Annotated in this window: 16 protein-coding genes; 9 read left to right on the top strand and 7 right to left on the bottom strand. The window is 64.3% G+C overall.

What is annotated here, in order from left to right; all coding sequences use genetic code 11:
* Positions 1–2,652, bottom strand: a complete 2,652-nt coding sequence (gene mutS / locus MRBLMA1_RS21195) for a DNA mismatch repair protein MutS (RefSeq protein WP_363739670.1) — start codon at positions 2,650–2,652, stop codon at positions 1–3.
* Between the two features lie 140 nt (positions 2,653–2,792).
* Here mutS and MRBLMA1_RS21190 point away from each other — a divergent pair, with 140 nt between their 5' ends.
* Positions 2,793–5,054 (top strand): NADP-dependent malic enzyme, encoded by a 2,262-nt coding sequence (locus MRBLMA1_RS21190; RefSeq protein WP_363739668.1) that lies wholly within the window; start codon positions 2,793–2,795, stop codon positions 5,052–5,054.
* Positions 5,055–5,529: 475 nt separating this feature from the next.
* Complete coding sequence (locus MRBLMA1_RS21185; protein WP_363739666.1) at positions 5,530–6,030, top strand: flavin reductase family protein; 501 nt, start codon at positions 5,530–5,532, stop codon at positions 6,028–6,030.
* A gap of 16 nt (positions 6,031–6,046) precedes the next feature.
* Here the strand turns inward: MRBLMA1_RS21185 and MRBLMA1_RS21180 are convergent, their stop codons facing one another.
* Positions 6,047–6,721: a response regulator transcription factor gene (locus tag MRBLMA1_RS21180; RefSeq protein WP_363739665.1), complete on the bottom strand. Its 675-nt coding sequence runs from the start codon at positions 6,719–6,721 to the stop codon at positions 6,047–6,049.
* 56 nt (positions 6,722–6,777) lie between these two features.
* Positions 6,778–9,051, bottom strand: a complete 2,274-nt coding sequence (locus MRBLMA1_RS21175; protein WP_363739663.1) for a GumC family protein — start codon at positions 9,049–9,051, stop codon at positions 6,778–6,780.
* Between the two features lie 270 nt (positions 9,052–9,321).
* On the opposite strand from MRBLMA1_RS21175, the gene MRBLMA1_RS21170 reads away from it, so the two are divergent.
* Positions 9,322–10,302 (top strand): 2OG-Fe(II) oxygenase family protein, encoded by a 981-nt coding sequence (locus MRBLMA1_RS21170; protein ID WP_363739662.1) that lies wholly within the window; start codon positions 9,322–9,324, stop codon positions 10,300–10,302.
* Between the two features lie 37 nt (positions 10,303–10,339).
* Here MRBLMA1_RS21170 and MRBLMA1_RS21165 read toward each other — a convergent pair whose 3' ends face one another.
* A complete protein-coding gene (locus MRBLMA1_RS21165; protein ID WP_363739660.1) occupies positions 10,340–11,665 on the bottom strand; it encodes an O-antigen ligase family protein in 1,326 nt (441 codons plus the stop codon).
* Between the two features lie 201 nt (positions 11,666–11,866).
* On the opposite strand from MRBLMA1_RS21165, the gene MRBLMA1_RS21160 reads away from it, so the two are divergent.
* The 6 genes from MRBLMA1_RS21160 (at position 11,867) to MRBLMA1_RS21135 (ending at position 22,277) form a co-directional block, all read left to right on the top strand.
* Complete coding sequence (locus MRBLMA1_RS21160) at positions 11,867–12,871, top strand: sulfotransferase family protein (RefSeq protein WP_363739658.1); 1,005 nt, start codon at positions 11,867–11,869, stop codon at positions 12,869–12,871.
* Positions 12,868–14,202: a pectate lyase family protein gene (locus MRBLMA1_RS21155; RefSeq protein WP_363739656.1), complete on the top strand. Its 1,335-nt coding sequence runs from the start codon at positions 12,868–12,870 to the stop codon at positions 14,200–14,202. Before MRBLMA1_RS21160 ends, MRBLMA1_RS21155 begins: the two co-directional genes overlap by 4 nt.
* Positions 14,199–15,365, top strand: a complete 1,167-nt coding sequence (locus MRBLMA1_RS21150; RefSeq protein ID WP_363739654.1) for a glycosyltransferase family 4 protein — start codon at positions 14,199–14,201, stop codon at positions 15,363–15,365. Before MRBLMA1_RS21155 ends, MRBLMA1_RS21150 begins: the two co-directional genes overlap by 4 nt.
* Positions 15,362–17,050: a type I secretion system permease/ATPase gene (locus MRBLMA1_RS21145; RefSeq protein ID WP_363739652.1), complete on the top strand. Its 1,689-nt coding sequence runs from the start codon at positions 15,362–15,364 to the stop codon at positions 17,048–17,050. The genes MRBLMA1_RS21150 and MRBLMA1_RS21145 overlap by 4 nt, the downstream gene beginning before the upstream one ends.
* Positions 17,050–18,411, top strand: a complete 1,362-nt coding sequence (locus MRBLMA1_RS21140) for an HlyD family type I secretion periplasmic adaptor subunit (RefSeq protein WP_363739650.1) — start codon at positions 17,050–17,052, stop codon at positions 18,409–18,411. The genes MRBLMA1_RS21145 and MRBLMA1_RS21140 overlap by 1 nt, the downstream gene beginning before the upstream one ends.
* A 128-nt stretch (positions 18,412–18,539) precedes the next feature.
* Complete coding sequence (locus tag MRBLMA1_RS21135) at positions 18,540–22,277, top strand: cadherin domain-containing protein (protein WP_363739648.1); 3,738 nt, start codon at positions 18,540–18,542, stop codon at positions 22,275–22,277.
* A gap of 223 nt (positions 22,278–22,500) precedes the next feature.
* On the opposite strand, the gene MRBLMA1_RS21130 is transcribed toward MRBLMA1_RS21135, so the two are convergent.
* The 3 genes from MRBLMA1_RS21130 to MRBLMA1_RS21120 all read right to left on the bottom strand — a co-directional run bounded on the left by MRBLMA1_RS21130 (position 22,501) and on the right by MRBLMA1_RS21120 (position 25,691).
* On the bottom strand, positions 22,501–23,883 hold the full coding sequence (locus MRBLMA1_RS21130; protein ID WP_363739646.1) for a lipopolysaccharide biosynthesis protein: 1,383 nt from the start codon (positions 23,881–23,883) through the stop codon (positions 22,501–22,503).
* 29 nt (positions 23,884–23,912) lie between these two features.
* Positions 23,913–24,503 (bottom strand): response regulator transcription factor, encoded by a 591-nt coding sequence (locus MRBLMA1_RS21125; protein WP_363739644.1) that lies wholly within the window; start codon positions 24,501–24,503, stop codon positions 23,913–23,915.
* Between the two features lie 504 nt (positions 24,504–25,007).
* Entirely contained in the window at positions 25,008–25,691 is a 684-nt protein-coding gene (locus tag MRBLMA1_RS21120) for a PIG-L deacetylase family protein (RefSeq protein ID WP_363739642.1), read from the bottom strand.
* Position 25,692: the final 1 nt, after the last annotated feature.

Raw genomic sequence — 25,692 nt, 5'->3', positions numbered from 1 at the left:
CTAGTCTTCCTGCCCGGCCGCCGCCAGTTGCTTGAGCCGATAGAGATGATCGAGCGCCTCGCGGGGGGAGAGCGCATCGGCATCGATCGCGTCCAGTGCGGCGCGCAGCGCGTCGACCTTCTCCTCCGGCTGCGCCGTGGCGGCAGCGAAGAGGGGCAGGTCGTCCAGCCCCGCCGCAATGCCGCCGGTCCTGGCCTTGCCCGCTTCGAGGCGGGAGAGAACATCCTTGGCCCGCTTGAGAACCGCGGGAGGCAATCCGGCGAGCCGCGCCACCGCCAGGCCGTAGCTGCGATCCGCCGGTCCTGCCGCGACCTCATGCAGTAGCACCAGATCGCCCTTCCATTCCCGCGCCCGGACATGGTGCAGCGACAGCGAGGACAGCGTCTCGGCCAACCGGGTCAGTTCATGATAATGCGTCGCGAACAGGCAGCGGCAGCGATTGACCTCATGCACCGCCTCGACAACCGCCCAGGCCAATGCCAGCCCGTCATAGGTCGACGTGCCGCGCCCGACTTCATCCAGGATGACGAAGCTGTGTTCGGTCGCCTGCGCCAGGATGGCGGCGGTTTCGACCATCTCGACCATGAAGGTGGAGCGTCCCTTCGCCAGATTGTCCGACGCGCCGACGCGGCTGAAGAGGCGATCGACCAGCGTCATGGTCGCGGATGCGGCGGGGACATAGGCGCCCGCCTGCGCCAGGATGACAATGATCGCATTCTGCCGCAGGAAGGTCGACTTGCCGCCCATATTGGGACCAGTGACCAGCCAGAGCCGGTCGCCTGACGACAGCCGGCAATCATTGGCGACGAAGGGCTGGCCCTCGCGGCGCAGTGCATCCTCGACCACGGGATGACGGCCGCCGACGATTTCCAGGCAGGGGCCTTCGCCATCCTGGGCGACGAAATGGGGCCGCTGCCAGCCGCCCTCCGCCGCGCGTTCGGCCAGCGCCGCAGCCACATCAAGCCGGGCAAGGGCATCGGCCGCCCGCGCGATATCCGCCTTGCGGGCAAGGGTTGTTTCGATCAGTTCTTCCAGATGCGCGGCTTCGGCCACCAGGGCGTGAGCGCCGGCCTGCGCCACCCGGCTCGCCTGTTCGTGCAGGTCGACCGAATTGAAGCGCACCACGCCGGCAAGCGTCTGGCGATGGGTAAAGCCGCTGTCGGGCTGCATCAACTGATCCGCGGCGCGGGCGGGCACCTCGACATGATAGCCGAGCACGCCATTATGCCGGATCTTGAGCGAGGCGATGCCGGTCTGCTCGCGATATCGGGCCTCCAGCGCGGCGATGGCGCGGCGACCATCACCGGCAAGCCGGCGCAGCTCGTCCAGCGCCGGGTCATAGCCGTCCGCGATATAGCCGCCATTGGCGGTCTCGGTCGGCGGGCTGGGGACCAGCGCGCGGGACAGGCTGTCGACCAATGCGCCGTGCCCGTCCAGCGCGGGCAGCAATTGGGTCAGCAGCAGCGGTTGGTCGGGCAGGCGTCCCAAGCGCTCGCGCAACAGCCGCGCTTCGCCCAGCCCGTCGCGCAACTGGCCAAGATCGCGGGGACTGCCCCGGCCCATGGCGAGCCGGCCGAGCGCGCGCCCGATGTCCGGCAATGCGCGCAGGGCAACGCGCAACTGATCGCGCAACATGCTGTCGTCATGGAACAGTTGCACCAGGCCCAGCCGCGCCTCGATGGCGGCCTGATCCATCAGCGGCGCGGAAAGATCCTGCGCCAGCAACCGCGCGCCGGCGCCCGTGACCGTCCGGTCCACAGCGGCCAGCAGGCTGCCTGCCCGCGTGCCGCTCATGGTGGCGATGATCTCCAGGCTCTCGCGGGTCGCCGCATCGATGGCGACGTGGGCGCCGCTGGTCTTGCGCATCGGCGGCGCCAGGAAGGGAAGGGTGCCCTTGCCTGCATGATCCAGATAACCGAGCAGCCCGCCCATCGCCGCCAGTTCAGCGCGGCCGAACTGGCCGAAGCCATCCAGCGTGACAACGCCGAACAGGCGCTTCAGCGCCGCTTCGGCCCGGCTGCTGGAAAAGGCAGCCCGGTCGAACGGGTGGGAATCGGGCAGTTCCAGCCCCAGCCCATCCGGCAACACGATCTCGCTCGGCCGCAGCCGCGCCAGTTCGGCGGCCAGATCGGCCGCCCGCAAGGTCAGCGTCTCGAACCGTCCGGTCGAAATATCGGCGGCGGCCAGCCCATATTCCCCCGCCTCTTCGCCGCCGACCTGCGCCAGCGCGACCAGCATATTGTCCCGCCGGCTGTCGAGCAGCGTCTCCTCCGTCAGGGTTCCAGCGGTCACATAACGGACGATGGCGCGCGCGACGAGGGACTTGGACCCTCGCGCCTTGGCCTCGGCAGGGGTTTCCGTCTGCTCCGCAATGGCGACGCGGTGGCCCGCCTTGATCAGCCGCGCGAGATAGGATTCCGCGCTGTGCACCGGCACGCCGCACATCGGGATCGGCGCGCCGCCATGCTCGCCACGGCTGGTCAGCGCGATGTCCAGCGTTGCCGCCGCCGCCTTCGCATCCTCGAAGAACAGCTCGAAAAAGTCACCCATGCGATAGAAGAGCAGGCAATCCTGCGCTTCCGCCTTCAGCGCCAGATATTGCGCCATCATGGGCGTCGCCTGTTGCGTGGATGTGTCGATCGTTCGCGCCATGGCAATGCGGATAGCCGGAACGACAGGTTCAGGCCAGAGTTTCGGGAAACGGCAGGAAAATTGCGCTTCTCGCACTTGCCCACAAGATATTCTTGCCGCTAGGGCCTCCTCATTGTTGCATAGATAGGGGGCGCGCCGCCATGACCGAGAAGTCGAACGTCGAATTTTCAGAGCGGGAGGCGCTGTTCTTCCACTCGACGGGACGCCCCGGCAAGATCGAGATCATCGCGTCGAAACCGATGGCGACCCAGCGCGACCTGTCGCTCGCCTATTCGCCCGGCGTCGCCGTGCCGGTGCGCGCCATCGCGCAGGACCCGGCGACGGCCTATGACTATACCGCCAAGGGCAATCTGGTCGCGGTCATCTCCAACGGCACGGCGATCCTGGGCCTCGGCAATCTGGGCGCGCTGGCGTCGAAGCCGGTGATGGAGGGCAAGTCCGTCCTCTTCAAGCGCTTTGCCGACGTCGATTCCATCGACATCGAGCTCAAGACGGAGGATGTCGACAGGTTCATCGATGCAGTCGAACTGATGGAGCCGACCTTCGGCGGCATCAACCTGGAGGACATCAAGGCGCCGGAATGCTTCATCATCGAACAAACGCTCAAGGAGCGGATGAACATTCCGGTCTTCCATGACGACCAGCACGGCACGGCGATCATCGCGGCGGCGGGCGTCATCAACGCGGCGATGCTGACCGGGCGCGAGATGAAGGACATGAAGGTGGTGGTGAACGGCGCGGGCGCCGCGTCCATCTCCTGCACCGAACTGATCAAGGCGCTGGGCGTCCAGCATGACAATGTGATCATGTGCGACAGCAAGGGCGTGATCTATCAAGGCCGCACCGAGGGCATGAACCAGTGGAAGTCGGCCCATGCGGTGAAGACCGACGCCCGCACTTTGGCCGAAGCGGTGAAGGGTGCGGACGTGTTCCTGGGGCTCTCGGTCGCCGGGGCCGTGACGCAGGATATGGTGAAGTCCATGGCGGACAAGCCGATCATCTTCGCCATGGCCAATCCCGATCCGGAAATCCTGCCGCCGGACGCCAAGGCCGTGCGACCCGACGCCATTGTCGCCACCGGACGATCGGACTATCCGAACCAGGTCAACAATGTGCTGGGCTTCCCCTTCATCTTCCGGGGCGCGCTGGACGTGCGGGCAACCGGCATCAACGAGGCGATGAAGCTGGCCGCTGCCAAGGCGATCGCCGAACTGGCGCGCGAGCAGGTACCGGAGGAAGTTGCCAAGGCCTATGGCCGTTCGCACAGCTTCGGACCGGATTACATCATTCCCGCACCCTTCGACCCCCGCCTGATGGAACTGGTGCCGGCCGCGGTCGCCCAGGCGGCGATGGAAACCGGCGTGGCGCAGCGTCCGATCGCGGACATGGCCGCCTATCGCCAGTCGCTCAAGGGACGGCTCAACCCGACGACCTCGGTGCTCACCACCGCTTATGAAGTTGCGAAGGCCAATCCCAAACGCGTCGTCTTTGCCGAGGCGGAAGAGGAAGTGGTGCTGCGCGCCGCGATCCAGTTCCGCGAACTGGGCTATGGCATTCCCGTGCTGGTCGGCCGCGCCAATGTCCATGACAAGCTCAGGGAACTGGGCGTGCAGGATCCGGAGAGCTTTGAACTGCACAACAGCGTCAATTCGCCGCTGGTGCCGGAAATGGTCGACACGCTCTACAAGCGGTTGCAGCGCCGTGGCTATCTGCGCCGCGATTGCGAGCGAATGGTGAACCGGGACCGCAACATCTTCGGATCGCTGCTGGTGAAGATGGGCCATGCCGACGCGATGATCACCGGCATGACCCGGCCCTTTGCCCAGACATTGCGCGAGGTGAAACGCGTGATGGATCCGGCGGCGGGCCGTACCCCCTTCGGCATCCATGTGCTGGTGACGAAGGACAAGACGGTGTTCCTGGCCGACACCACGGTCAATGAGCGTCCCTCGGCGCAGGAACTGGCCGATATTGCGGAGGGCACGGTCGCCGTCGCCCGCCGCATGGGCCATGATCCGCGTGTCGCCTTCCTGTCCTATTCCAACTTCGGCAACCCGCCGGGCAGTTTCCTCGACAATGTCCGGGACGCGATCAAGGCGCTGGAGGAGCGGAATGTCGACTTCGAATTCGAAGGTGAAATGACGGTCGATGCGGCGCTCAACCCGACGGTGATGAAGAACTATCCCTTCAGCCGCCTGTCGAGCCCGGCCAATATCCTGGTGATGCCGGGTCTTCAGTCCGCCAATATCTCTGCCAAGCTGTTGCGCGAACTGGGCGGCGCGACGATGATCGGGCCGATGCTGGTCGGCATGGACAAGTCGGTGCAGATCGCAACCATGGCGTCCAACGCCTCGGAATTGCTGACGCTGGCGGTGCTGGCTTCCGCCGGTGTGGCGGTCTGAGCTCCTTGCGGAACGGAATGGCGGGTAAAAAGGGAATAGGGGCCTGGTCCCTTTGAGGAAAAGGACAGGCGGCCTTGCCAGATGCGGCGAGGCTGCCTCCTTGCAGTCAGGGGAATGCAACCCGTTGCCTGCAGCCGCCGCATTGAATGGGCCAATGCCTCGATCAGGAAGATCTGGCGGTTGCAATCTCATTATGGGCCTGCAGATCGATCAAAGTTCTGCCCTTCGTCATAGTTTCATGCCGCGACGGCGCCAGACGAGCGTCGATGGATTGCAGCAATATCGCATAGCGGATGAATCAGGATCGTGCCGTGCTGATGCGCGCCATGGCGGCTTAAGATGGCGCTTCGAGGTTCCGGAAAAGGAAAACTCGTGAGCGTATCAGCGGGATTTGCTTGTCATGCCCCGCCAGGTTTAGAAGAGATGCGATGATGAAGATCAGTGTCGATATTTTCCTCCTCTGGGGTCAGTGCGCATGAGTGAAGCCATAGCGTTCGATAGTGGCACGTTCCGGCGCGTGCTGGGCCATTATCCGACCGGAGTCTGCGTTGTGACTGCGGTGTCAGGTGATGATGCGCCTACCGGCATGGTCGTCGGCTCCTTCACCTCCGTTTCGCTCGATCCCCCGCTGGTCGCCTTTTTCCCGGCCAAGAATTCGCAAAGTTGGCCCCGGATCGAAAAGGCGGGGAAATTCTGCGTCAATATCCTTGCCAGCGACCAGAAGCCACTCTGCCAGCAATTCTCGGCCAAGGGCGCGAACGACAAGTTCGCTGGCGTGACGCATCGCGTTTCGGCCAATGGTTCGCCGATACTGGACGGGGTGGTGGCGTGGATCGATTGCGGGCTGGAAGCCGTGCATGAGGCCGGCGACCATTATATCGTGCTGGGCCGGGTCATTGCGCTGGAGGTGGAAACGCCCGGCAAGCCGCTGCTTTTCTTCCAGGGCGGCTATGGGGAATTCGCCCATCTGAGCTGATGGGCTGCTTGCTCTGTTACTCCTGGTCGTCGCCCTTTAGAAGATGGGCGACGATCTGCGTGCGGTTGGACGCGCCGTTCGCCGTCATGATGGCCCGTACATGCACTTTCACCGTGCTTTCGCTGATGTTCAACCGGTGGGCGATATCCTTGTTGGAGGCGCCTTGCGCCAGCAGGCGCAGCACGTCGCGTTGCCTTTTGGTCAGCAGTTTGAACCTGTCGACTGCCAGCGCAATCCGCTCGGTCAGACCGTCGGTCTTGTCTGGCGGGCGCAGGTGCAAGGCGGCGGCGATCGCGGCCGGATAGACGGAAAGCCCCTCCTTCAACAGGGAAAGCACCCGGTGCATGGTGACGATGCCGGTGCTGGATCGCAACAGCGCCTGCGCCCCGGCCGCAATCGCCGTCTGCATCAATGCTTCATTGCCATGGTCCGCGATGACCAGGATCGCGGCTGTCGGCCATAGCTGCCTCGCCTGCGCGATCTGCAGCGGCAGGGCCGCATTTTCCAGTTCGGATTCGCCGGTCTGGAGCAGGACGATGTCGGGTGGATCGTGGGTTTCCCAATCATCCAGGCTGGATTGCTGCAATATCCGGACGCCTGCCGCCTCCAGCGCGACGGCCATGCACGCGCGACGCAGCGGGCTCCCGTCCAGGATCAGCAAGGTGAGACGGGGCGGATCCTCTTTGATCATAACGCTTTCGAAACCAAAAGGAGACGATGGCGCCTCCTCCAGGGGCGGCAGGCGACTCATGCAGCCTTGCGGGTGAAGAGGTTACGGACGCGCTCTGCCAGGCTGGGCCGAATGGGGAAGCTGTCGGAATAATAAGCGGCAGATCCCATATAGAACTGGACCGCGTCGCCATAACCGCGGCGGGCATGTTCCTCATAATCGACCTGGTTGAACACGGCGCCGACCACCTGATTGTTCACCATCTGGAGCGAGGCGCGCAACTGTTCGACCGTCGTATGTCCCCAGCGCACGACCATCAGCGTCGAATCCGCAAGGGAAGAGAGGGTGCGCGCGTCGCGTACGGCCAGGATGGCCGGCGCGTTGATGACGACCAGGTCGAAGCGTTCGCGCAGATCGTCCAGCAGCTGGCCGATCTGCCAGCCCTGAACGACGGCGGCCGGATTGCGGATCTGTTCCCGGGTGCTGAGAACGACGGGCATCAGCGCGACCGGCGCTGCACCCTTGGCCGCATCATGGTCGACATGGGGTTCGGCCTGGGGAATCAGGCGGCGGCTTTCACCGCTATGGGTCAGCACCTCGATCAGGTCGGGCGTGTCGGAACTGTCCTGGATCGAACGCAGGATGCTGGGTCCGGGGCGGCGCAGGTCGAGATCGACAACGATGGCGCGGCGCCCCATGGATGCGGCGGCTGCCGCCAGCGTCAGCGCGACGCTCGACTTGCCGTCGCCGGGCAGCGGCGATGTCACCAGCACCCGCTGGCTCGTCCCCTGATGCGGCAACTCCTCGATCTCGCTGGCAAGGTTGCGGGCGACTTCGGTGAACAGCGATTGCGGTTGCGTGATCACCGGATTGTCCTCGATCGTCGTGCCGATCGAATCCTCCAGCTTCGGCAGCATCGCCAGCGTCCGCAGAGCGAAGAGGCGGCGGAGTTGTTCGCCGCTGCGCAGCCGGTTGTCGAACATCTCGATCCCCAGCACGATCAGGAAAGCCAGGACAGAGGAGCCGACAAACGCAGCCAAGGCCATCTTCTTGGGTGCGGGCGCGACTGGCTGGAGCGGCACGGCGGCTGCCGAAACCATGGTGGAGTTGACGCCGGTGGTTTGCAATTCCGACTGCACCGTCTGGGCGCGCTGGGCCGTGGTCAGATAAGCCTGGCGCGCTACCTCAGCCCGACGGTCAAGGATGGAAAGGTCCACCAGATTGGCATTGTTGCGGAAAGCTGCGCCGGTCATGGCGTTGAGCTTCGCCTGCAACTGGCCTGCCCGGGCGGAGGCGGCACTTGCCTCCGCCAGCGCCATGGCCCGCTCGCGCCCGGCATCGGTGTCGTTTTTCGTCTGCTGGGTTGCGACGACGGCGCCGCGCTCCTGGATGAGAGCCCTTCCCACCTGGGCGATCTGCGCGGAGAGCGCCTGCATCTGCGGATGGTTTGCGCCCATCTGGACCGACATTTCGGAGCGTTGACGGATAAGGTCGTCATATTGCTTCGCCAGATTGTCGAGCGCAGGCGAGCTCGCGCCGGCCACCGTCCGCATGCTCGCGGCCCGGCTGACGCCGGCTGCCTGCGCCTGCATGGCGCTGCTCATCGCGGCGGTGGATGCTGCCTCCACGGCGATCCGGTTCATCTGCTGATAATCCTCCGCGCTCCCCGCGCCCATCGGCATCAGATGCTGCCGGCGGAAATCAGCGACGGCGCGTTCCGCCAGCTCAACCTCATGGGCGAGGCGCTTGGTCTCCTTGTCGAGCGCGGTGCTGAGGCCATCGCGCCATGTCTGGCGGCGTTGCGAGCGCATCTTCTGCAGGCTGTCGATGAAGCGATTGGCGATGCGCGCCGCCAGTTCGGCTTTTCGCGACTGAACGATGATGTCGATGAAGTCGGAATCGGTGGAGCTGACCACACGAGTGTTCTTCGTCAGCTGCACGGCGGCCTGCTGCACCGTCATCTGCACGCCATGGGTAAAGGCCGGGTTGCGGTTCAGGTTGAGGTCGCGCACCACTTGTTCCGCCAGCGCCTGCGATCGATACATGCGCGCCTCATTGGCGACGCGCTGCTGGTTGCGGGTGGCATCGGCCTGGTTGGAGCCGGTGGAATCGTTCAGCTCGACCTGCACGGTCGCCGTCGCCTCATAACGATTGGGCAGTTGCAACTGCACGATCAGCACGACCACGACGCACGCGCTGACGATGCTGGCCACCAGCTTCATATGGCGGCGGAGAAGAAACCAGATCTGGCGCGCCGACATCTGCTGCAACTCGAACGACAGGTCGCGCGGCTTTTCCGCTCCGCCGCCTGATGCGACGCCATCGACCAGAGTGAGCTGTGCAGACGCCATGATAGTCTCCCAATCGCATCGGGCGCGCAGACGCGCCCCGTCGTCAGGGCTGTCCCCAATGGAATCGATAGTGCGGGTTGCTGCGCAAGAGAGCAAAAGCGCATCGGGGACCGATGATGCGCATAGGTGCTAACCCTTCGGAACAGGATAGGGCCTCATGCTCCGGCTAGACATTTCTGATGTATGTCTGGCTATTCCGGATCGTCGATTTCGCGTCCTTGAACGAAAGTTGATCAAGGATAAGAACGCTCCGCACGAGGGGATCGGGACATGATTGCGGAGCATGCATATCAGGAACTGGAACCGGGCTCATTGGCCCGGCTGTTCAGTGCGGGCCATGTTGCGGTGCTTGTGCGCTGTCCCGACGTCCTCGCCGAATTGTGGCAGGGACTGCTGGAAAATCCGGATGAGCAGATGCCCTGGGAAGCGCCGCTGGTCGACATCGCCCGCAATTATCACGGCAGCGGCGACATCACGGCCAGCCTCGGCGATCTCTTCTATTTCCAGCCTGGGCATCACGGCTATATCGCTCGGAAAATGGCATTATCGCGCGGGCAGGAAGAGGATCCTGTCACCATGCATCCCCCATCCTTCGTGCAGGGCAGGCGCCATTATGCGCCCGGTCCCGCGCTTCTGGACCAATGCTGGTCGATCGGCCGGCGGCTGATGATGGCGCTCGCGCCGGATGGCATGCCGCCCAGCGATATGCAGATCGTGGTACAGAGGCTGAAATATCAGGAAAGTGCAGGCGATTTCGACCGTCTGGGCGCGCTCGCCCGCAATTCGCTGGGGCGGTGGGGCCGGGCGGGCTGTGGCCTGGACGAAAGACGGTGGCAGGCGGCGGGCGTGCTCAGTCTGCGCGGGCTGTCTGACCTCTATGGGATGCTGGCCGATGCGCCGGGCGTGGGGCGGCTGCTCCGGCGGTTGAACCGGCTTTTTCTGCATGGCGACCGCCGCCGGGATATCGCGCCGGATCAAACGCTGATCGAGGGTGCGCATTTCGACCACCGCTATTTTTCGGCGCTTTGCGGCGAACGGTCGCAGATGCTGACACAGGTCTTTGCTGACGGACGATGGATCGATCTGCCGATCGACCGGGCGACGCTGGCGGTCTTTCCCGGCAGCATGGCCACGCAGGCCTATGGCGTGCGGCATGTGCTGCATCGTGTGCTGCATGTGGAGAAGCCGGGACAGGTCGGCGGCCGCAATCCTCGGACCGACAATGTGACGTTGCTGATCGGGGCAGCCTGATGGAGCACGGCCCGCTTAATGGCAGCAACTTGCCGGCCTATAGCTCCGGCAGGGGCTGAGGGCCCACCGGCCGCGCATAAATCAACGCCGCTGAGTCCGGCGCGGTCCTGCGGGGTACGTAGATGGTCGCCAGCGCGACCATCACCGGCATGATCCACATGCGCGAATACATATGCGGGTAGGACAGGGTGTAGATCAGGAACACCAGCACCACCGCCACCGCCATGGCGCCCTTGTCGCGGTTGACGCGCAGCCCGTTCACCGCCAGCAACCCGATCAGCCCCAGCAGCATGATCAGCCCGCAAAAGGCGATCGCTCCGCCCTCGTTCCAGATCAGCAGGAACAGGTTGTGCACCGGATTGTCATAGGCGCTGAGTTCGCGATAGCGGTCCACGCCCATGCCGATGACGGTATAGTCTTCGGCGAATCCCCAGGCTTCTTCCATGAGCTGCGAGCGGTTGAGGAATGTCCCCGCCTGATTGATGTCGCCGCTCTCCACCGCATTGCCGACGCGTTCCTGAAATGCCTTGGGCAACGGGGCGCCGCTGGCGAAGAAGAGTGCGGCGGCGACCCCGGCGGCTAGCCCCAGCCGGAAGATGTAGCGCACGCCCATCAGCAGCAATGTGGTGAAGATCGCCAGCAGCGAGGCCGAAAATCCGGTGAAGGACGCGCTCAGCATCAGGCCCCATAGCAGCAGGATCAGGCAGGCGACCCCGCCAAGGCCCCCGATCAGCCGGAAGCGCATCGAATAGAGTAGCATCGGGAGGGAGAAGGCGACGACCGCGCCATTGGGATTGGGCTGGCCCGCCATGGAACCCAGCCGCCCGTTACCGGTGATGAAGCCGTCGCCGAGCCAGTGCAGGGTCTCGTGGAAGGTGAAAAAGAAGCTGGCCGTGATGCCCACCATTTCGGAACAGGTGATGCCCAGCATGAAGATCAGCGGCGCCTTGCGGATGGTGCCTTCCTCCTGCTGCATCAGCAGGATCGGAATGCACAGGAAGGCGACGGTATATTGCAGGGCGATGTTCACCCAACGCAGCGGATCGCCGTTGATGATGGACCCGATGAACAATCCGCCCAGCATCATCACCAGCCCAGCCAGCCAGAAGGGGGTGAGCGAGCGGAAAGGCGTGACGCTCAGCCGGCCGCGCAGGGCGGAAATGATGAAGCTGAGGAGGAAGAAGATATCGGAAAAGGTGAGGTTGATCTGGCCGACCCGCAACAGGCCCCAGCCGCTCAGGAAGATCGCGATCAGCAGGGAGGAACGCGCGATCCTGTCCCATGTCTGCTCATGCGCGGCCAGGATATTCGGCCTGGCGATCGCGGCGGACGCAGAAGGGGAAGGGCTGGCGAGAGTCGTCACGGTCCCGGAAGCTGCGCCTCGCGCCGCCGCCGCGCAAACGCCCTTCGGGGCAGGATGCAGGGCGATTCCAGCCAGCTCGCCTATCCGAATTTGCCGGAGGATCAGCCTTGTGATCCGTTGAAATGACCTCGCGACTGACGGGATAACGGCACCGAGCGCCGCCGGATCGGCAGGGCGTCTCGCGCGACAAGGATGACCTTGGTGACCGATGCGACACTGCCCCTGCGCAACAGCGAACCGCCCCCAAAGGCCGGGCAAGCCGCGATGTCCGCGTCGCCCGCTGCGCAGCAATCCGCCATCAAGCTGATCTATGTGGCCGGCTATGGACGCAGCGGGACGACCCTGCTGGACATCGCCCTGGGCGAGCATCCCATGATCATGGGCGCGGGCGAGGTGACGACACTGGCGCGGCATGTCTGGGAAAAGGGCGAATATTGCGCCTGCGGTGCGCAGGTGCGGGAATGCCCGCAATGGCAGGCGATTGTCACGCGATGGACCCAGGGCGAACCCCAGGGCTTCCTGGACCGTTACCGTCGCGCGCAGGAACGGACGGAGACCCTGCTGGCGCCAGCGCGGCTGCTGCGGCTGCCGGGGTGGCGGGACCATGGGCGCCAGACGGTGAAATTGCTGCGCGGCATGGCATTGGCTTCGGGGCGGGCCGTGCTGGTCGATTCGTCCAAATTGCCGGGACGGGCCTTCGCGCTGGCGGCGATGCCTGGCATCGACCTGCACGTCGTGCATGTGGTGCGTGACGGGCGTGGCGTGGCCTGGTCGCTGATGAAAGGACACAGACGCAGCGTCGAGAAGGGGGTGCAACGCGACTTGCGGCCAAAACCCCTACTCTACACCGCTCTGCGCTGGGCAATGGTGAACATCGCGGCCGAACTTCTCTGTCGCCGGGTCGGGGCGGAGCGCAGCATCCGCGTGCGTTACGAGGATTTTGTCGATGACCCGCGCCGCACGATCGGGCGGATCGTCGCGCTGGTGGGCGAAGCGCCGCATCTACCGGCAACCGATCTTGCACCCTTCACGCCACAGCATCAGGTCGCGGGTAGCCGCCATCGCATGCAGAAGGCACTCACGATCAGGGGCGACGACAAGTGGAAGAGGGAGATGCCGGGCTGGAAGCAGCGGCTGTTCACCCTGTTCTGTGCGCCCTTGCTGCGGCGCTATGGCTACGCCTTGCGCAGTGGGGATGTCTCATGAGGCGGCGACTGACCGGGATGCTGCTGACCATCCTGATTGCGGGCTGTTCGGGTGCGGGCAGCGAGTCGCAGGCGCAGCCGGTAAAGGGCGAGCCGGCTTTTCCGGGCGCGGTGGGCTATGGCGCTGCAGCCAAGGGAGGGCGCGGCGGGCGGATCATCGCCGTCGACACCCTGGCCGACAGCGGGCCAGGCTCCCTGCGCGCCTGCATCGATGCCGTTGGACCCCGTGTCTGCATATTCCGGGTAAGCGGAACCATCCGCTTCACCAGCCGGCCGCCGGTCATCGCCAACCCCTATCTCACCATAGCCGGCCAGACCGCCCCGGGCGGGGGCATCGTCATTGCACATGCCGGCGGCGATGAAGGTCGCACCCCGATCCTCATCAAGAACACGCACGACATCGTCATCCGTCATGTCCGCGTGCGCAACGACCGCACCGGCACCCACCGCGGGTCGGAAGACAGTTTCACCATCGAAAACAGCCGTCAGGTCATCGTCGATCATGTGAGCGCAAGCTGGGCACGAGACGAACTGATCAACGGCTATGGCGACAATGACTGGATCACCATCAGCCATTCGATCTTTGCCGAGGGCATTCCGCGACACGACAAATGCGCCCTGCTGGCGAGCGATCCCAAGGGGCCGCAGCATCTGAGCTTCATTGGCAATATCTGCGCCCATAATGGCGACCGCAATCCCGACCTCAACTTTCCGCCAGGTTCCTGCGCGGAGGTGATCAACAATATCCTTTATAACGGCCAGTCGGAATTTGCCGAAATCTGGGAAAGTTTCGGCGGCGTGCCCGTCTCCCTGATCGGCAACAATTTCATTGCGGGGAAGAACACCCGGCCAGACACCGTCGGCGTTGCGCGCAATCTCATGGGGTCGAAGGGAAGGGCGAGGGTCTATCTGGCCGACAATCGTTTCGACGGCGACTTCGTTCATCTGTCGCCGCAGTTGAAGGAGGCGGAGGTGGACAGGCCGCCTTGCCCGCCGACCATCGCCGCCGAACCGGCGGATGCGGCCTATAAGGCGGTGCTGACCGAGGCTGGCGCCTTTCCCCGCGACCCGTTCGACAGGCGGATCGTCAAGCAGGTGCGAGAGCGCAAGGGGCATATCGTGAAGCAGCCCGGCATGATCGACGAACCGGAGCCGGGGACGCCCTATGCCGATGCCGACGGGGACGGCATGGACGACAGGTGGGAGGCGGAGCACGGCGCCGATCCCCGCAAGGCGGATCCCTGGGCCGATGCCGATGGGGACGGGCTGGCCAATCTCGACCAGTTTCTCGACCAGCGCGCGCGCGAACTGATGGACGCGGCGGCGCCATGAACGCGCCTTCGCCCACCCTGCAACCGGCAGTCGCGGCACAGGATGATCGGCTGCGCATCTGCTTCCCCTTCTCCGGCGACAGCATCGGCGGCAGCCATATTTCGGTGCGCGGGCTGATGGAGCATCTGGATCCGGCGCTATATCGTCCGGTGGTGGTGACCGAGGTGCCGGGCGGCATGATCGCCAATTTCTTCGCCGGGCATGAGCAGATGGACGATCCGGGTGCCCAGCGGCTGTTCGTGCCGGGCGAGGCCTTCACCGCCCGCAAATTCGCCCGGACGTTGACCGGCGTTCTACCTCGCGCCCGCTTCCTGCGGCGAAACCGGATTGACATCGTTCACGTCAATGACGGGCGGAGCAGCGCGAACTGGGCCCTGGCGGCGCGACTGGCCGGAGCTAAGCTGATCTGGCACCATCGCGGCGATCCCGGAGCGCTGGGATTGCGTCTGCTCGCGCCGGCGCTGGCGCATCGGGTGCTGGCGGTATCGTCCTTCGCCTTGCCGCCCGCCGGTCTCTGGTCGGCACGGAAGCGCGCCTCGGTGGTCCACAGTCCCTTCGACACGACGCTGGAGGTGGACCGGAGCAAGGCGCGCGAGGCGCTGATCCGCGAACTGGGGGTACCGCACGACACGCTGCTGCTGGGCTATTTCGGCGCTTTCGTACCGAGGAAGCGGCCCCTGCTTTTCGTCGACATGATCGCCCGGATGGGGGAGATCAGCCCGCGCCCCGTCATGGGCCTGATGTTCGGGCAGGCGCGGGTGCCCGCCATGGACATCGCCCTGCGCAAGCGGATTGCGGCGACTGGCGTGGAGGACCGGGTGAAGCTGATGGGCTATCGCACGCCCGGACCCTTCTGGATCGCGGCCTGCGATCGGCTTGTCGTGCCTGCCGTGGGCGAGCCGTTCGGGCGCACGCTGGTGGAGGCGATGCTGGTCGGCACGCCCATCGTCGCCGCCCGATCCGGTGGTAATGTGGAGGCGCTGGAAGGCGGCATCGGCCTGCTTGTCGAACCGGACGATGCCGATGCGCTGGCGCGGGCCTGCATCGAGGGGAGTGACGCCGATGCCATGGCCCTGCGCGCGCAGGTCAATGCCCGCGCCCGCTTCAGCGAAGCGGCCCATTGCGCGCAGGTCAGCGCCATCTACAAAGCGTTGCGGCCATGATCGCGGTGGTGAGGCGGCATTTCCTGTGGGCGGCGCTGTTCAGCGCGCTCGCCAATCTGCTGTTCCTGGCGCCGACGCTCTACATGCTGCAAATCTATGACCGGGTGGTGCCGACGCGGGGCGGGACGACGCTGGCCTTCCTGACGCTGGCGCTGCTGCTGGCCTATGCCACCCTGTCGCTGCTGGAATATATCCGTTCGCGCATATTGGTGCGGGCGAGCATCGGGCTGGACCGCCGGCTGGCGCGGACGCTGATTGCAGCGACCCTGCGGCAACAGCCTGCCGACCGGCCCGGCCGCCGAAGTCGCCAGCCGATCCGCGAATGCGACCAGCTTCGCCAGACGCTGACCGGCCCGGCCATGTTCGCGCTGTTCGATGCTCCCTGGACGCCAATCTATATTCTGGTCTGCGCGCTCATCCACCCGCTGATCGGCTTGATGGCGCTGCTGGGCAGCCTGGTGCTGGTCGCCGTCGCCTGGACGAGCGACCGGGCAACGCGCCAGCCCCTGTTCCGCGCCAATGCCGCGGCGAACCTGTCCTACAGCAGTCAGGAACAGACGATGCAGGGGGCCGAAGCAGTGCGCGCGCTGGGAATGCAGGGCGCGATGGTGCGACGGCATCTGGCCGAGCGGGAGGATATGCTCGCCTGGCAGGCAGAAGCCAGCTTCGCCGCCAGCAGCCGCATGGCGGCCAGCCGTTTTCTGCGCAACATGTTGCAATCCGGGGCGCTGGGACTGGGCGCGCTGCTGGCCATAGACGGGCAGATTTCGGGCGGCGCGATCTTTGCCTCCTCCTTCCTGCTGGGCCGGGCGGTGGCGCCGGTCGACCAGCTTGTGGGAAGCTGGCGCAGCATAATCGCGGCGCGGGCATCCCATGGGGAGATCATGGCCTGGATCGACGGCGCGCTGGACGATGTGCCGCAAACCGGCCTGCCCCGTCCAAAGGGCAGGGTCGACGTGGAGCGCGTGACCATAGAGGATCCGCATTCGCAGCGGCTGATCCTCAACAACCTGTCCTTTGCGATCGGCCCCGGCGAGATGGTCGCGGTGATTGGCGCCAGCGGCGCGGGAAAATCGACCCTGGTGCGGCTGGTGGCGGGCGCCATCGCCTGCGACCAGGGCGAAATCCGGATCGACGGGGCGGAGCGGTCGCAATGGGATGGCGACGCGCTGGCCGTGCATGTCGGCTACATGCCGCAGCAGCTTTCCCTCTTTGCGGGGTCGATCCGCGACAATATCGCGCGTTTTGCAGATCCCGACATGGACGACCGCATCGATGCGGACGTCATCGCGGCGGCGCAGGCATGTGGCGCGCATGAGATGGTCCTGCGCCTGCCTCAGGGCTATGACACGGTGCTGGGCTGGGGCGGGATGGGCCTGTCCATGGGCCAGACGCAACGCATCGCGCTGGCCCGCGCCCTGTTCCGCGATCCGGCCGTACTGATCCTGGACGAACCCAATGCGCATCTCGACTCTGACGGCGAAGCGCAACTGGTCGCCGCGCTGGCCAAGGCGAAGGCGCGAGGGGCGGCGATCATGGTGACTGCGCATCGCACCGGCCTGCTGGGTCCGGCGGACCGGATCCTGGTGCTGGACAATGGTCGCATGCGAATGAGCGGGCCACGCGATCAGGTGCTGGGCGCATTGACCCGGCCCCGCCCCGCGCCGGTCGCGGGAGTGGCCTGATGCTGATGCGAACGACGCAGCCCCTGTTATTGCCTTCGCCGGATGGGCGGTCCGCGGTGGCGGCCGATCCCAGGTCGGAGATACGGGGCGGGCTGGCGGTGGCCGCCGCCTTCTTCCTGCTGTTTCTGGGATGGGCGGCCTTCGCCCGGCTGGACGCGGCGGCACTGGCGCCTGGGCGCACGACCGTGGCAGGCCAGAGGCAGAGCGTACAACATCGTGACGGTGGCATCGTTGCGGCCATATTGGTCAAGGAAGGCCAGGCAGTCCGGCAGGGCGAGGTGCTGATCCGGCTCGCCGCGCCCGCTGTCGCCGCGCAGGAACGGGTGCTGGCTTCCCAGGCGATCTGGCTGATCGCGCAACGCGCCCGCCTGCGCGCCGAACAGGCCGGAACCGGCATGGAGGTGCCGGTAGAGTTCCGCAATCTGACGGGGGACGATCGCGCCGATGCGCAGGCCGCCCTGCGGGCGCAGCGGGCGCAGATGGCTGCGCGGTCGGCGCTGCTCAGCACGCAGCAGGGCGTGGCGATGCATGAGGGGAGTCAGGCGGGGTCCCAGGCGGTGGGCTATCGTGAACAGGTCGCGTCGGTGATCGAGCAGGAGCGGCTCATCACCGACGAGTTGGACAGCCTGCGTACCGTGGCGGAGAAAGGCTTTGTCAGCAAGACGCGCATCCGGGCGCTCGAGCGGGCGAAGGCGGATCTGGTCGGTCAGCAAAGCCGTCTGCGCGCGGCGCGCGACAGTGCCGCCAACATGGTGGGCGAGGCGCGGCTGAAGGCGTTGGAGGCGAAGCAGAATCTGCAGGAAAAGGTCACTTCCGACCTGCGCGATACCGAAGCGCTGCTGGGTGATGTGCTGCCGAAATGGAGTGCTGCGCGGGACGAACTGGCCCGGACGCAGGTCCGCGCGCCAGTGAGCGGGACGGTCGTTGGCCTCAGCGTGCACACTATCGGCGGGGTCATCGCGGCCGGGCAGACGTTGATGGACATCGTGCCGCGCGCTTCCGCCGTGGTGATCGAGGCCCGCTTTTCCCCGACCGACGTCGACGATCTGGCGGTGGGGCAAAAGGCGGAGATCCGCTTCGCCGGCTTTCCTGGACGCAGTCTGCCGATCATCGAGGGCAAGCTGACGCGCCTGTCCGCCGACAGCTTCGTAGAGGAGAAAACGGGCATCGCCTATTTTCTGGGGGAGGTGACGATCGCGCCTGATCAGATTGCGCTGATCCGCGATTATCGCGAAGGGGATTTTGCGATGAAGCCGGGCATGCCGGTGGAGGTGGTCGTACCGCTGCGGCGGCGAACGGCGCTGCAATATATGATCGACCCGCTCACCGATACGATGTGGCGGTCCTTCCGGGAGCAATAGGAGCCATTCCTACACCCATTGGCGCACTCCCGAAGACGTAGGCGCTATCCCTAAGACCCCACCGCCCCGGCACGGTTTCCCGCTAAGGAATTCAGACCTTTCACAAGGACGCTGGACAGGGGGCGAACATGGCAAATTTCTTCAACGTGGTGGGAAGTCAGACCATCACGGCAGGCAATGAGAAAGACCAATTCTTCGCCTTCACCCGGCTCGCCAATCTGGACTATGTGCGCCCCGATGCAGTGATGGCGCAACTGGTCTGGAATTCGGCGATCCTCACGGGCAGCGGCACGGCCTATCAACTCACGGCCACCAACATCCAGATTTCCATGGACCTGCTGATGGGAGGCACGGGCACGGACGTCATCTACGGATCCAATTTGTCCGACGCCATCTTCTACAATAATGGCGTGATTTCGGGGGGGGTCGGCAGCTTCGACAATATCGAGCAGTTCTGGCTGGGGGACGGAGACGACATCATCGACCTGACCGCGCATGGCGCGGGCGGGATCGACTATGCCAAAGACGTGCTGGTCCAGGCAGGTCTTGGCAACGACATCATCATCGGCGGCGCGGGCAAGGACAATCTGCAGGGCGACGGCGGCAACGACATCATCTTCGGCTGGCGCGGCAGCGACACGATATCCGGCGGGGCAGGGGACGACCTGCTCTACGGCGATGATTTGGGCTTCAACGGCATATCCGGGGACGATACCATCGACGGCGGCACGGGCAACGACATCCTCTATGGCGGCCGCGGCAGCGACAAGATGACCGGCGGCGACGATGACGACATTCTCTACGGTCAGGCGGGCGGCGACAATATGTCGGGCGGCAGCGGGAACGACCTGCTCTATGGCGACGATGCCGACACCAACAGCAATGATACGCTGAACGGTGACGCGGGCAATGACCAGCTTTATGGCGGCGCGGGCAGCGATGAACTCTATGGTGGCACTGGCGACGACCTGCTGGATGGCGGCACCGGCAACGATTACATGCATGGCGGAGCGGGCGACGATACGATCCTTGCAGGTGCAGGCAATGACGTGATCGACGGCAGCGCCGATATCGATACGGTCGTCTTTTCCGGCAACCGGATGGACTATATCTTCACGCTCCAGACAGATGGCAGCTATGTTGCGGTCGACCAGCGCGCAGGCTCTCCAGAGGGCAGCAAGACGATCCGCAATGTTGAATATTTCCAGTTCGCGGACATGACAACGCCCTCGACCGCGCTGAACGCGCCGCCCGTCATCACCTCGAACGGCGGCGGTTCCAGCGCGTTGCTGACGGTCGATGAGAACGGCACCGCCGTCACCACGGTCATCGCGACAGATCCCGACATGGGGCAGACGATCGCCTTTTCCATCGTCGGCGGAGCGGATGCGGCGCTGTTCACGATCGACGCGGTGACGGGCGAATTGCGTTTCCTTGTGGCACCCAATTTCGAAAGCCCGGCCGATGCCGACCACGACAATGTCTATGATGTGATCGTTGCCGCCAATGACGGCAATGGCGGCATGGATACGCAGGCGCTTTCCGTGACCGTGAACGACGTGCCCGATGGCTTTGCGCCGGTCATCACCTCCAATGGCGGGGGGGCGAGCGCGGCGATCACGGTCAATGAGAATGCGACCGCCGTGACCACGGTAGCCGCCACGGATGCGGACGGCCCGTCGATCAGCTACGCGATTGTTGGCGGGGCCGATGCCGAGCTCTTCGCCATCGATACTGCGACAGGTGCGCTGACATTCAAGGCCGCCCCCGATTATGAGGCGGCCGCCGACGCCGATCACGACAATGTCTATGACGTGATCGTGCAGGCGAGCGATGGCTCCAACGCGGACCAGCAGATACTGGCCGTGACGGTCGCCAATCTCAACGACAACGCGCCGGTGCTGATGTCCTATGCCGGGGCGGCTTCGGTTGCCGTTTCCGTGGCGGAAAACAGCTTGCTCGCCGCGACGGTTCAGGCCAGCGACGCTGACGGCACGGCGCTCAGCTACAGCATCAGCGGCGGCGTCGATGCGGCGCTGTTCACCATCGATGCCGCGACCGGTGCGCTGAGTTTCAAGGCGGCGCCCGATTTTGAAGCGCCCAATGACAGCAATGGTGACCGCATCTACAATGTCGTCGTCAGCGCCAGCGACGGCAGCAACAGCGTCTCGCAGACCCTGGCAATCAGCGTCACAAATGTGAACGACAATGCGCCAATCATCACCTCCAACGGCGGCGGCGCGTCGGCATCGATCAACATGGCGGAAAATGCCAGCGCCGTGACCGTGGTGGCCGCCAGCGACGCGGACGGGACCACGCCCGGCTTTGCGATTTCGGGGGGAGCCGATGCGGCGCTGTTCACCATCGATCCGGTGACCGGCGCCCTGTCCTTCATCAACGCCCCGGATTTCGAGAACCGGGTCGATGCCGATGGCGACGGCGTCTATCAGGTGACGGTACGCGCAACCGACGGCAGCAACTTCGATGATCAGCTGCTGTCGATCACCATCACCGACGTGGCTGAAAACGGGCGGACGATCACGGGATCCTCGGGCAACAACACGATCAGCCCGACGACCACCGTGCTCGCCTACCAGACCACGGCGCTCAACGACACCATCTACGCCCTTGCCGGCAACGACGTCATCGATGGCGGGGTGGGCGCCGACTATATGGACGGGGGTGCGGGTAACGACATCTTTTATGTCGACACCTGGTCGGATGACGGCTTTGACGGCAATGACGATCAGGTGATCGAACTGGCCGGTGGCGGCAGCGATCTCGTCTATGCTTCGGTCAGCTATCGCCTGGCCGCCAATGTCGAGAAATTGACGCTGACCGGCGCGGCGTCGATAAACGGCATGGGCAATGAGCTCGCCAACACGATCACCGGCAATGATGCGGCGAACATGCTGTCAGGCGGCGCGGGAGCCGACATTCTGTATGGCATGGGCGGCAACGACACGCTCGATGGCGGCGACGACAATGACAATCTGTTCGGGGGCGACGGCAATGACGTGCTGCTGGGCGGCGCGGGCAATGACTATCTGGACGGTGGTGCCGGCGCGGACAGCCTGATCGGTGGAGACGGTGACGACAGCTATATCGTCGACAGCTGGTCCGATGACGGCAACAGCGCCAATGACGACCTGATCTTCGAACTGGCGGGTGGCGGTAACGATCAGGTCAACGCTTCGGTCACCTACAAGCTGGCGGCAGAGATCGAGAAACTGGTTCTTACCGGCACCGACAATATCGACGGCACCGGCAATGATCTGGCCAACAACATCACCGGCAACAGCGGCAATAACAGCCTCTGGGGCGGCCTGGGCAACGATATCATATTGGGCAATGGCGGCGGCGACCGGCTCTATGGCGAGGACGGGCAGGACAGCCTGGACGGCGGCGCGGGCAATGACCTGCTGGACGGCGGTGCGGCGGGCGATACGCTGAAGGGCGGAGCGGGCAGCGACACGCTGATCGGCGGCGCGGGCAAAGACGTGCTGACCGGCGGGACGGAAGCGGACGTGTTCGTGTTCAATCGCGGGGACACAACGCTCAACACGTCCAGCTATGACCGCATAACCGATTTCAAGGCGAGCGAGGGCGATCGCATCGACCTCGACTTCCTGAACGGCAGTCTGGCTGCCGCCGATTATGCGGAAAAGGCGATAGCGACCAATGTTTTCGCCGATGCGCTGGCGGCCGCGAACACGACCGCCGGGGTCAATCATGTGACTTTCGTCGCCGGGACGACCGACGGCTGGATTTTCTACGATGCCAATGGCGATGGCGCATTCGACCAGAGCGTTCAGCTGGTCGGGGTCAACACCCTGGCCGGGGTCGATGCGAGCAGCTTCTTCTAGATTGGTTTCGATCTGATCAGATCGACCGCTCAAATGACATAAGCAGCCGAGCCGATCAAATCGGCTCGGCTGCCATATTTTTTGAGCCGTCCTTTTCTGGAACGAAAGATGACGCTGCCTGCCGAGTTCGACGGCCAGGCAGCATGCCACCGTCGCGGGCACTTATTTCTGACCTTACCGCGGCGGACGGGGAATGCGCCGGGCGAGTCACCGCCCGGTTGGCTCATCCGATGCTCGCCGCGACCGGCCGAACCCTCGCCCTTCGCAACCAGGCGACGTCCAGCAACACTGCCGTCACCACGCCCAGGATGACATGGGCCATATTACCGCCAATGGGTCCATAACGGGGAACGGCATAGGCCGCGACCGCCACGAACAGCGCCGTGCCGAAGCCCGAGATCGCAAGAACGGTCCAGCTTCGGTTCATGGCCAGCATGGCCGATCGGGAAGGCGCCGCATGCAGCATCAGCATCACGGCGACCAACTGTGTCAGCAGCAGGATATAGGTTTCCGAATAGGCGACGCCCGGCCCGATGCGGATGAGCAGCGGACCCAGCAGCCAGGCCCCGGCGAGCATGGTGAAGCCGACCGCCGCCAGCGCCATCTGCACCTGCAGCGTGGCCGCCCGGAAGGTTCGGATGTTGCCATTGGCCCACATGCGGGCAACGTCGGGATAGACGACAGCCTGCACCTGCGCGCCCACCTGCGTCGCGACCTTCGCGATGCGCTTGGCGAGATAGTAGACCGCGGCGGCCGAACTGCCCGCCACGGCGCCGACGAACAGCGAGTCCGCTTCCGTGGTGATGACGCGCAGCGTCAGCGACAGGTTGGTCGAGCAGGCAAAACCGAAGAAGCCGGGGAAGTCGCTTACCAGGCCCTTCAGCCGGGCATGCAGCGGATTGGGTATTCCCATCTTCCGCAGGGCCCGGAAACCAACCCAGAAGACCAGAACGGAACCCAGCGCCTGCGAAACCGTCCACGCCACCATGAAACCGATGATGCCGGCATGGGTCACCATGCAGAGGAAGGCCAGCAGGATGCGCAGCACATTGCCCGCAACCTGCGCATAGGCCAGCATCTTGAACTGGCCGGACAGGCGCAGCGCCGCGGTCGGCACGCCGGCGATGTTGAACAGGGTTGCGACCGAATAGATCGCCACCAGTTCGACATGCAGGGGCTTGAGGCCGAAGAGCGGCCCGAACAGCCATGCCAGACTGACCGCACTGAGCGCCGCGACTGCCGCAGCGCCGATGTCCAACATCAGCCCATAGCAATACAGCCGCTGCATTCGCCGTGTTGAACCCTTCGCCTCTTCCTCCACGGCGAACCGGATCAACGGCTGCCAGGATTCGAAGCGCAGAATTCGTTCCACCACGCGATTATAGGACAGCACCAGAACCATGACGCCATAGGTCGCTGGTCCCAGGGATCGGGCGGCCATCGCCACGCTGACCAACATGATCAACGCGTTCAGGAAATTGCCTGACAGCAAATGCCCGATTGCGATCAGCCGGTTCCGAGTCCCCTTTACCAGGAAATCACCGAACCGGCCGCGCAACATGGGCAGGGCGCGCGCTGTCAGCGCGCCCCTTATGTCATATGCCATGACGATCCCCCCATTTGGGGTCGTGAAGATCAGGCGCGGTTAGCCACGCCGGCCATTTCCAGGACAGGAAGCTGCGCTGGATGAGGTATGGCGGCAGGAAGTTCAGGTTCGACCTCCGTCACGCGTCCGCGCATGCCGTGATTGGCTGCCCAGATCGCCGCCTGGGTCCGGTTCTTGACGCGCAGCTTGCGCAGCACGGCCTTCACATGGACCTTTACGGTTGCCTCGCTGATGTCCATCCGCTTGGAAATGACCTTGTTGGGGCATCCCATGATGAGCCAGCGTAGGATTTCCAGTTCCCGATCGGACAGGCAGGCCGCATCCACCGGACGTTCGACCTCCAGAGCATCGGTCAGACTGGGCCGGGATTGCAGCTCGTCCGCCAGTTGCGGCGGAAGAACGCGCTCGCCCATGGCTACCAGCCGCAGAGTCGCCACGAGTCGGTCGCAGGAGATTTCCTTGACGATATAGCCCAAGGCCCCCAGACGGAACGCCTTCAACATGATCTGAAAATCAAATCGGTCCGACAACAGGACAAGATAGGAACAGGGAAAGCGCTTCTGCAGAACGGAAAGCGTTTCGAGGTCCATGGATTCGGTGCCGTCGTCGATCAGGAGCAACGATGGTCCCGGATCCTCTTCCGGCACCTCAACTTGTTGAAGTACAGTCGCAATATTTGGGTATTGAGTTACGCGGAAATCCCGTTCCATCAGGATACGGCTCAGCCCTTCCCGAACGATTGCATTACCGCACAACAGACGCACATTAACTGGGTACGACATTGGGTGGTCCCCTCATGATCTCCTCTACCTTCGTAAGCAGGCCCCAAACGAAATGTAGAAGACCAGTAATCAAATGCCTGTAGTGCGACCCTTTCTTTTCGTTTCAACAACTTATCAGTAGCATATTTTTGCCGCGAGAGTCCCTTAATGTACACTGGAAATTTCGGGTGCAAACGACCAGAGGTTAACGCATTGTTAAAATAATGTAATTTTGCCGCACTGCGGAATTTTTCCGCGCTCGCAGCAGTTCTGATTACCACTTTGGTAGTATGCCAACGGTCCGGAGGACAGAAAAGGCGGCTATCGGACATCGCGACTGATTCGCCTTTTTCGCAACATAAGTTAGTTAATTTGTCGAACCAGAACAAATGCTTCCGCCGCGATTCGATATACGGTGGCGCCCCTCAGGGTTGCCAGTGCCCGGATGGCCTCCACCGACCTTTCGTCGGGGCTTGGTTTGACCTGAGACTCGAATGACTGGAAGGCGGCGATCTTCGTTTCTATGGTTTCGCTGATGTCCACGAACATGTTCGGAATGAAGGCGGGCGTGACGCCGGGCGCCAGCCAGTTGGTCTCCGACAGCGTTTCATAGGCCAGAACACAGGCGGGGCCGCCGGGCCCGCGCGGCCGGGCATGGACCAGGGCAGCGTTGAATACGATCTGATGGTCCAGATGGATATCGCCGACGAATGGGATCAGCAGCAGGTCGGGTTTGATGCGGGACAACGCATCCGACAGCGCCGCGTTGAGTTCGCTTCGCCTGACCTGGTCCAGGGCGGCGGCGGGAAAATCCAGGAACTGGGTGTCGGTCACGCCGATCATCCCATGCGCGCGCAGGGTTTCGGAGCGGATCTGCCGCACCAGTTCCTCGTCGAACAGCGGCGGCTGTCCCCGGGTGACGACGACGACATGCACCTCCGCCCCTGCCGCCGCGGCGCGCGCCATGGTGCCGCCGCATCCCAATATCTCGTCGTCGGGATGGGGGGCGACCACTGCGATCCGACGGGCATTGAAAGGCAGCGACATT

The organism is Sphingobium sp. LMA1-1-1.1, assembly GCF_040676365.1.
In the GTDB taxonomy this organism is placed as follows: Bacteria; Pseudomonadota; Alphaproteobacteria; order Sphingomonadales; family Sphingomonadaceae; genus Sphingobium.
Note: the sequence above shows the minus strand (reverse complement) of the source record. Positions and strands in the feature narration are given on the sequence as shown.

Excerpts from the sequence above, each read along its gene's own strand:
- MRBLMA1_RS21190 (WP_363739668.1), top strand. The coding sequence starts at position 2,793 with ATGACCGAGAAGTCGAACGTCGAATTTTCAGAGCGGGAGGCGCTGTTC.
- MRBLMA1_RS21145 (WP_363739652.1), top strand. The coding sequence starts at position 15,362 with ATGATCGCGGTGGTGAGGCGGCATTTCCTGTGGGCGGCGCTGTTCAGC.
- MRBLMA1_RS21185 (WP_363739666.1), top strand. The coding sequence starts at position 5,530 with ATGAGTGAAGCCATAGCGTTCGATAGTGGCACGTTCCGGCGCGTGCTG.
- MRBLMA1_RS21140 (WP_363739650.1), top strand. The coding sequence starts at position 17,050 with ATGCTGATGCGAACGACGCAGCCCCTGTTATTGCCTTCGCCGGATGGG.
- MRBLMA1_RS21155 (WP_363739656.1), top strand. The coding sequence starts at position 12,868 with ATGAGGCGGCGACTGACCGGGATGCTGCTGACCATCCTGATTGCGGGC.
- MRBLMA1_RS21170 (WP_363739662.1), top strand. The coding sequence starts at position 9,322 with ATGATTGCGGAGCATGCATATCAGGAACTGGAACCGGGCTCATTGGCC.
- mutS (WP_363739670.1), bottom strand. The coding sequence starts at position 2,652 with ATGGCGCGAACGATCGACACATCCACGCAACAGGCGACGCCCATGATG.
- MRBLMA1_RS21175 (WP_363739663.1), bottom strand. The coding sequence starts at position 9,051 with ATGGCGTCTGCACAGCTCACTCTGGTCGATGGCGTCGCATCAGGCGGC.
- MRBLMA1_RS21150 (WP_363739654.1), top strand. The coding sequence starts at position 14,199 with ATGAACGCGCCTTCGCCCACCCTGCAACCGGCAGTCGCGGCACAGGAT.
- MRBLMA1_RS21120 (WP_363739642.1), bottom strand. The coding sequence starts at position 25,691 with ATGTCGCTGCCTTTCAATGCCCGTCGGATCGCAGTGGTCGCCCCCCAT.
- MRBLMA1_RS21135 (WP_363739648.1), top strand. The coding sequence starts at position 18,540 with ATGGCAAATTTCTTCAACGTGGTGGGAAGTCAGACCATCACGGCAGGC.
- MRBLMA1_RS21180 (WP_363739665.1), bottom strand. The coding sequence starts at position 6,721 with ATGATCAAAGAGGATCCGCCCCGTCTCACCTTGCTGATCCTGGACGGG.
- MRBLMA1_RS21130 (WP_363739646.1), bottom strand. The coding sequence starts at position 23,883 with ATGGCATATGACATAAGGGGCGCGCTGACAGCGCGCGCCCTGCCCATG.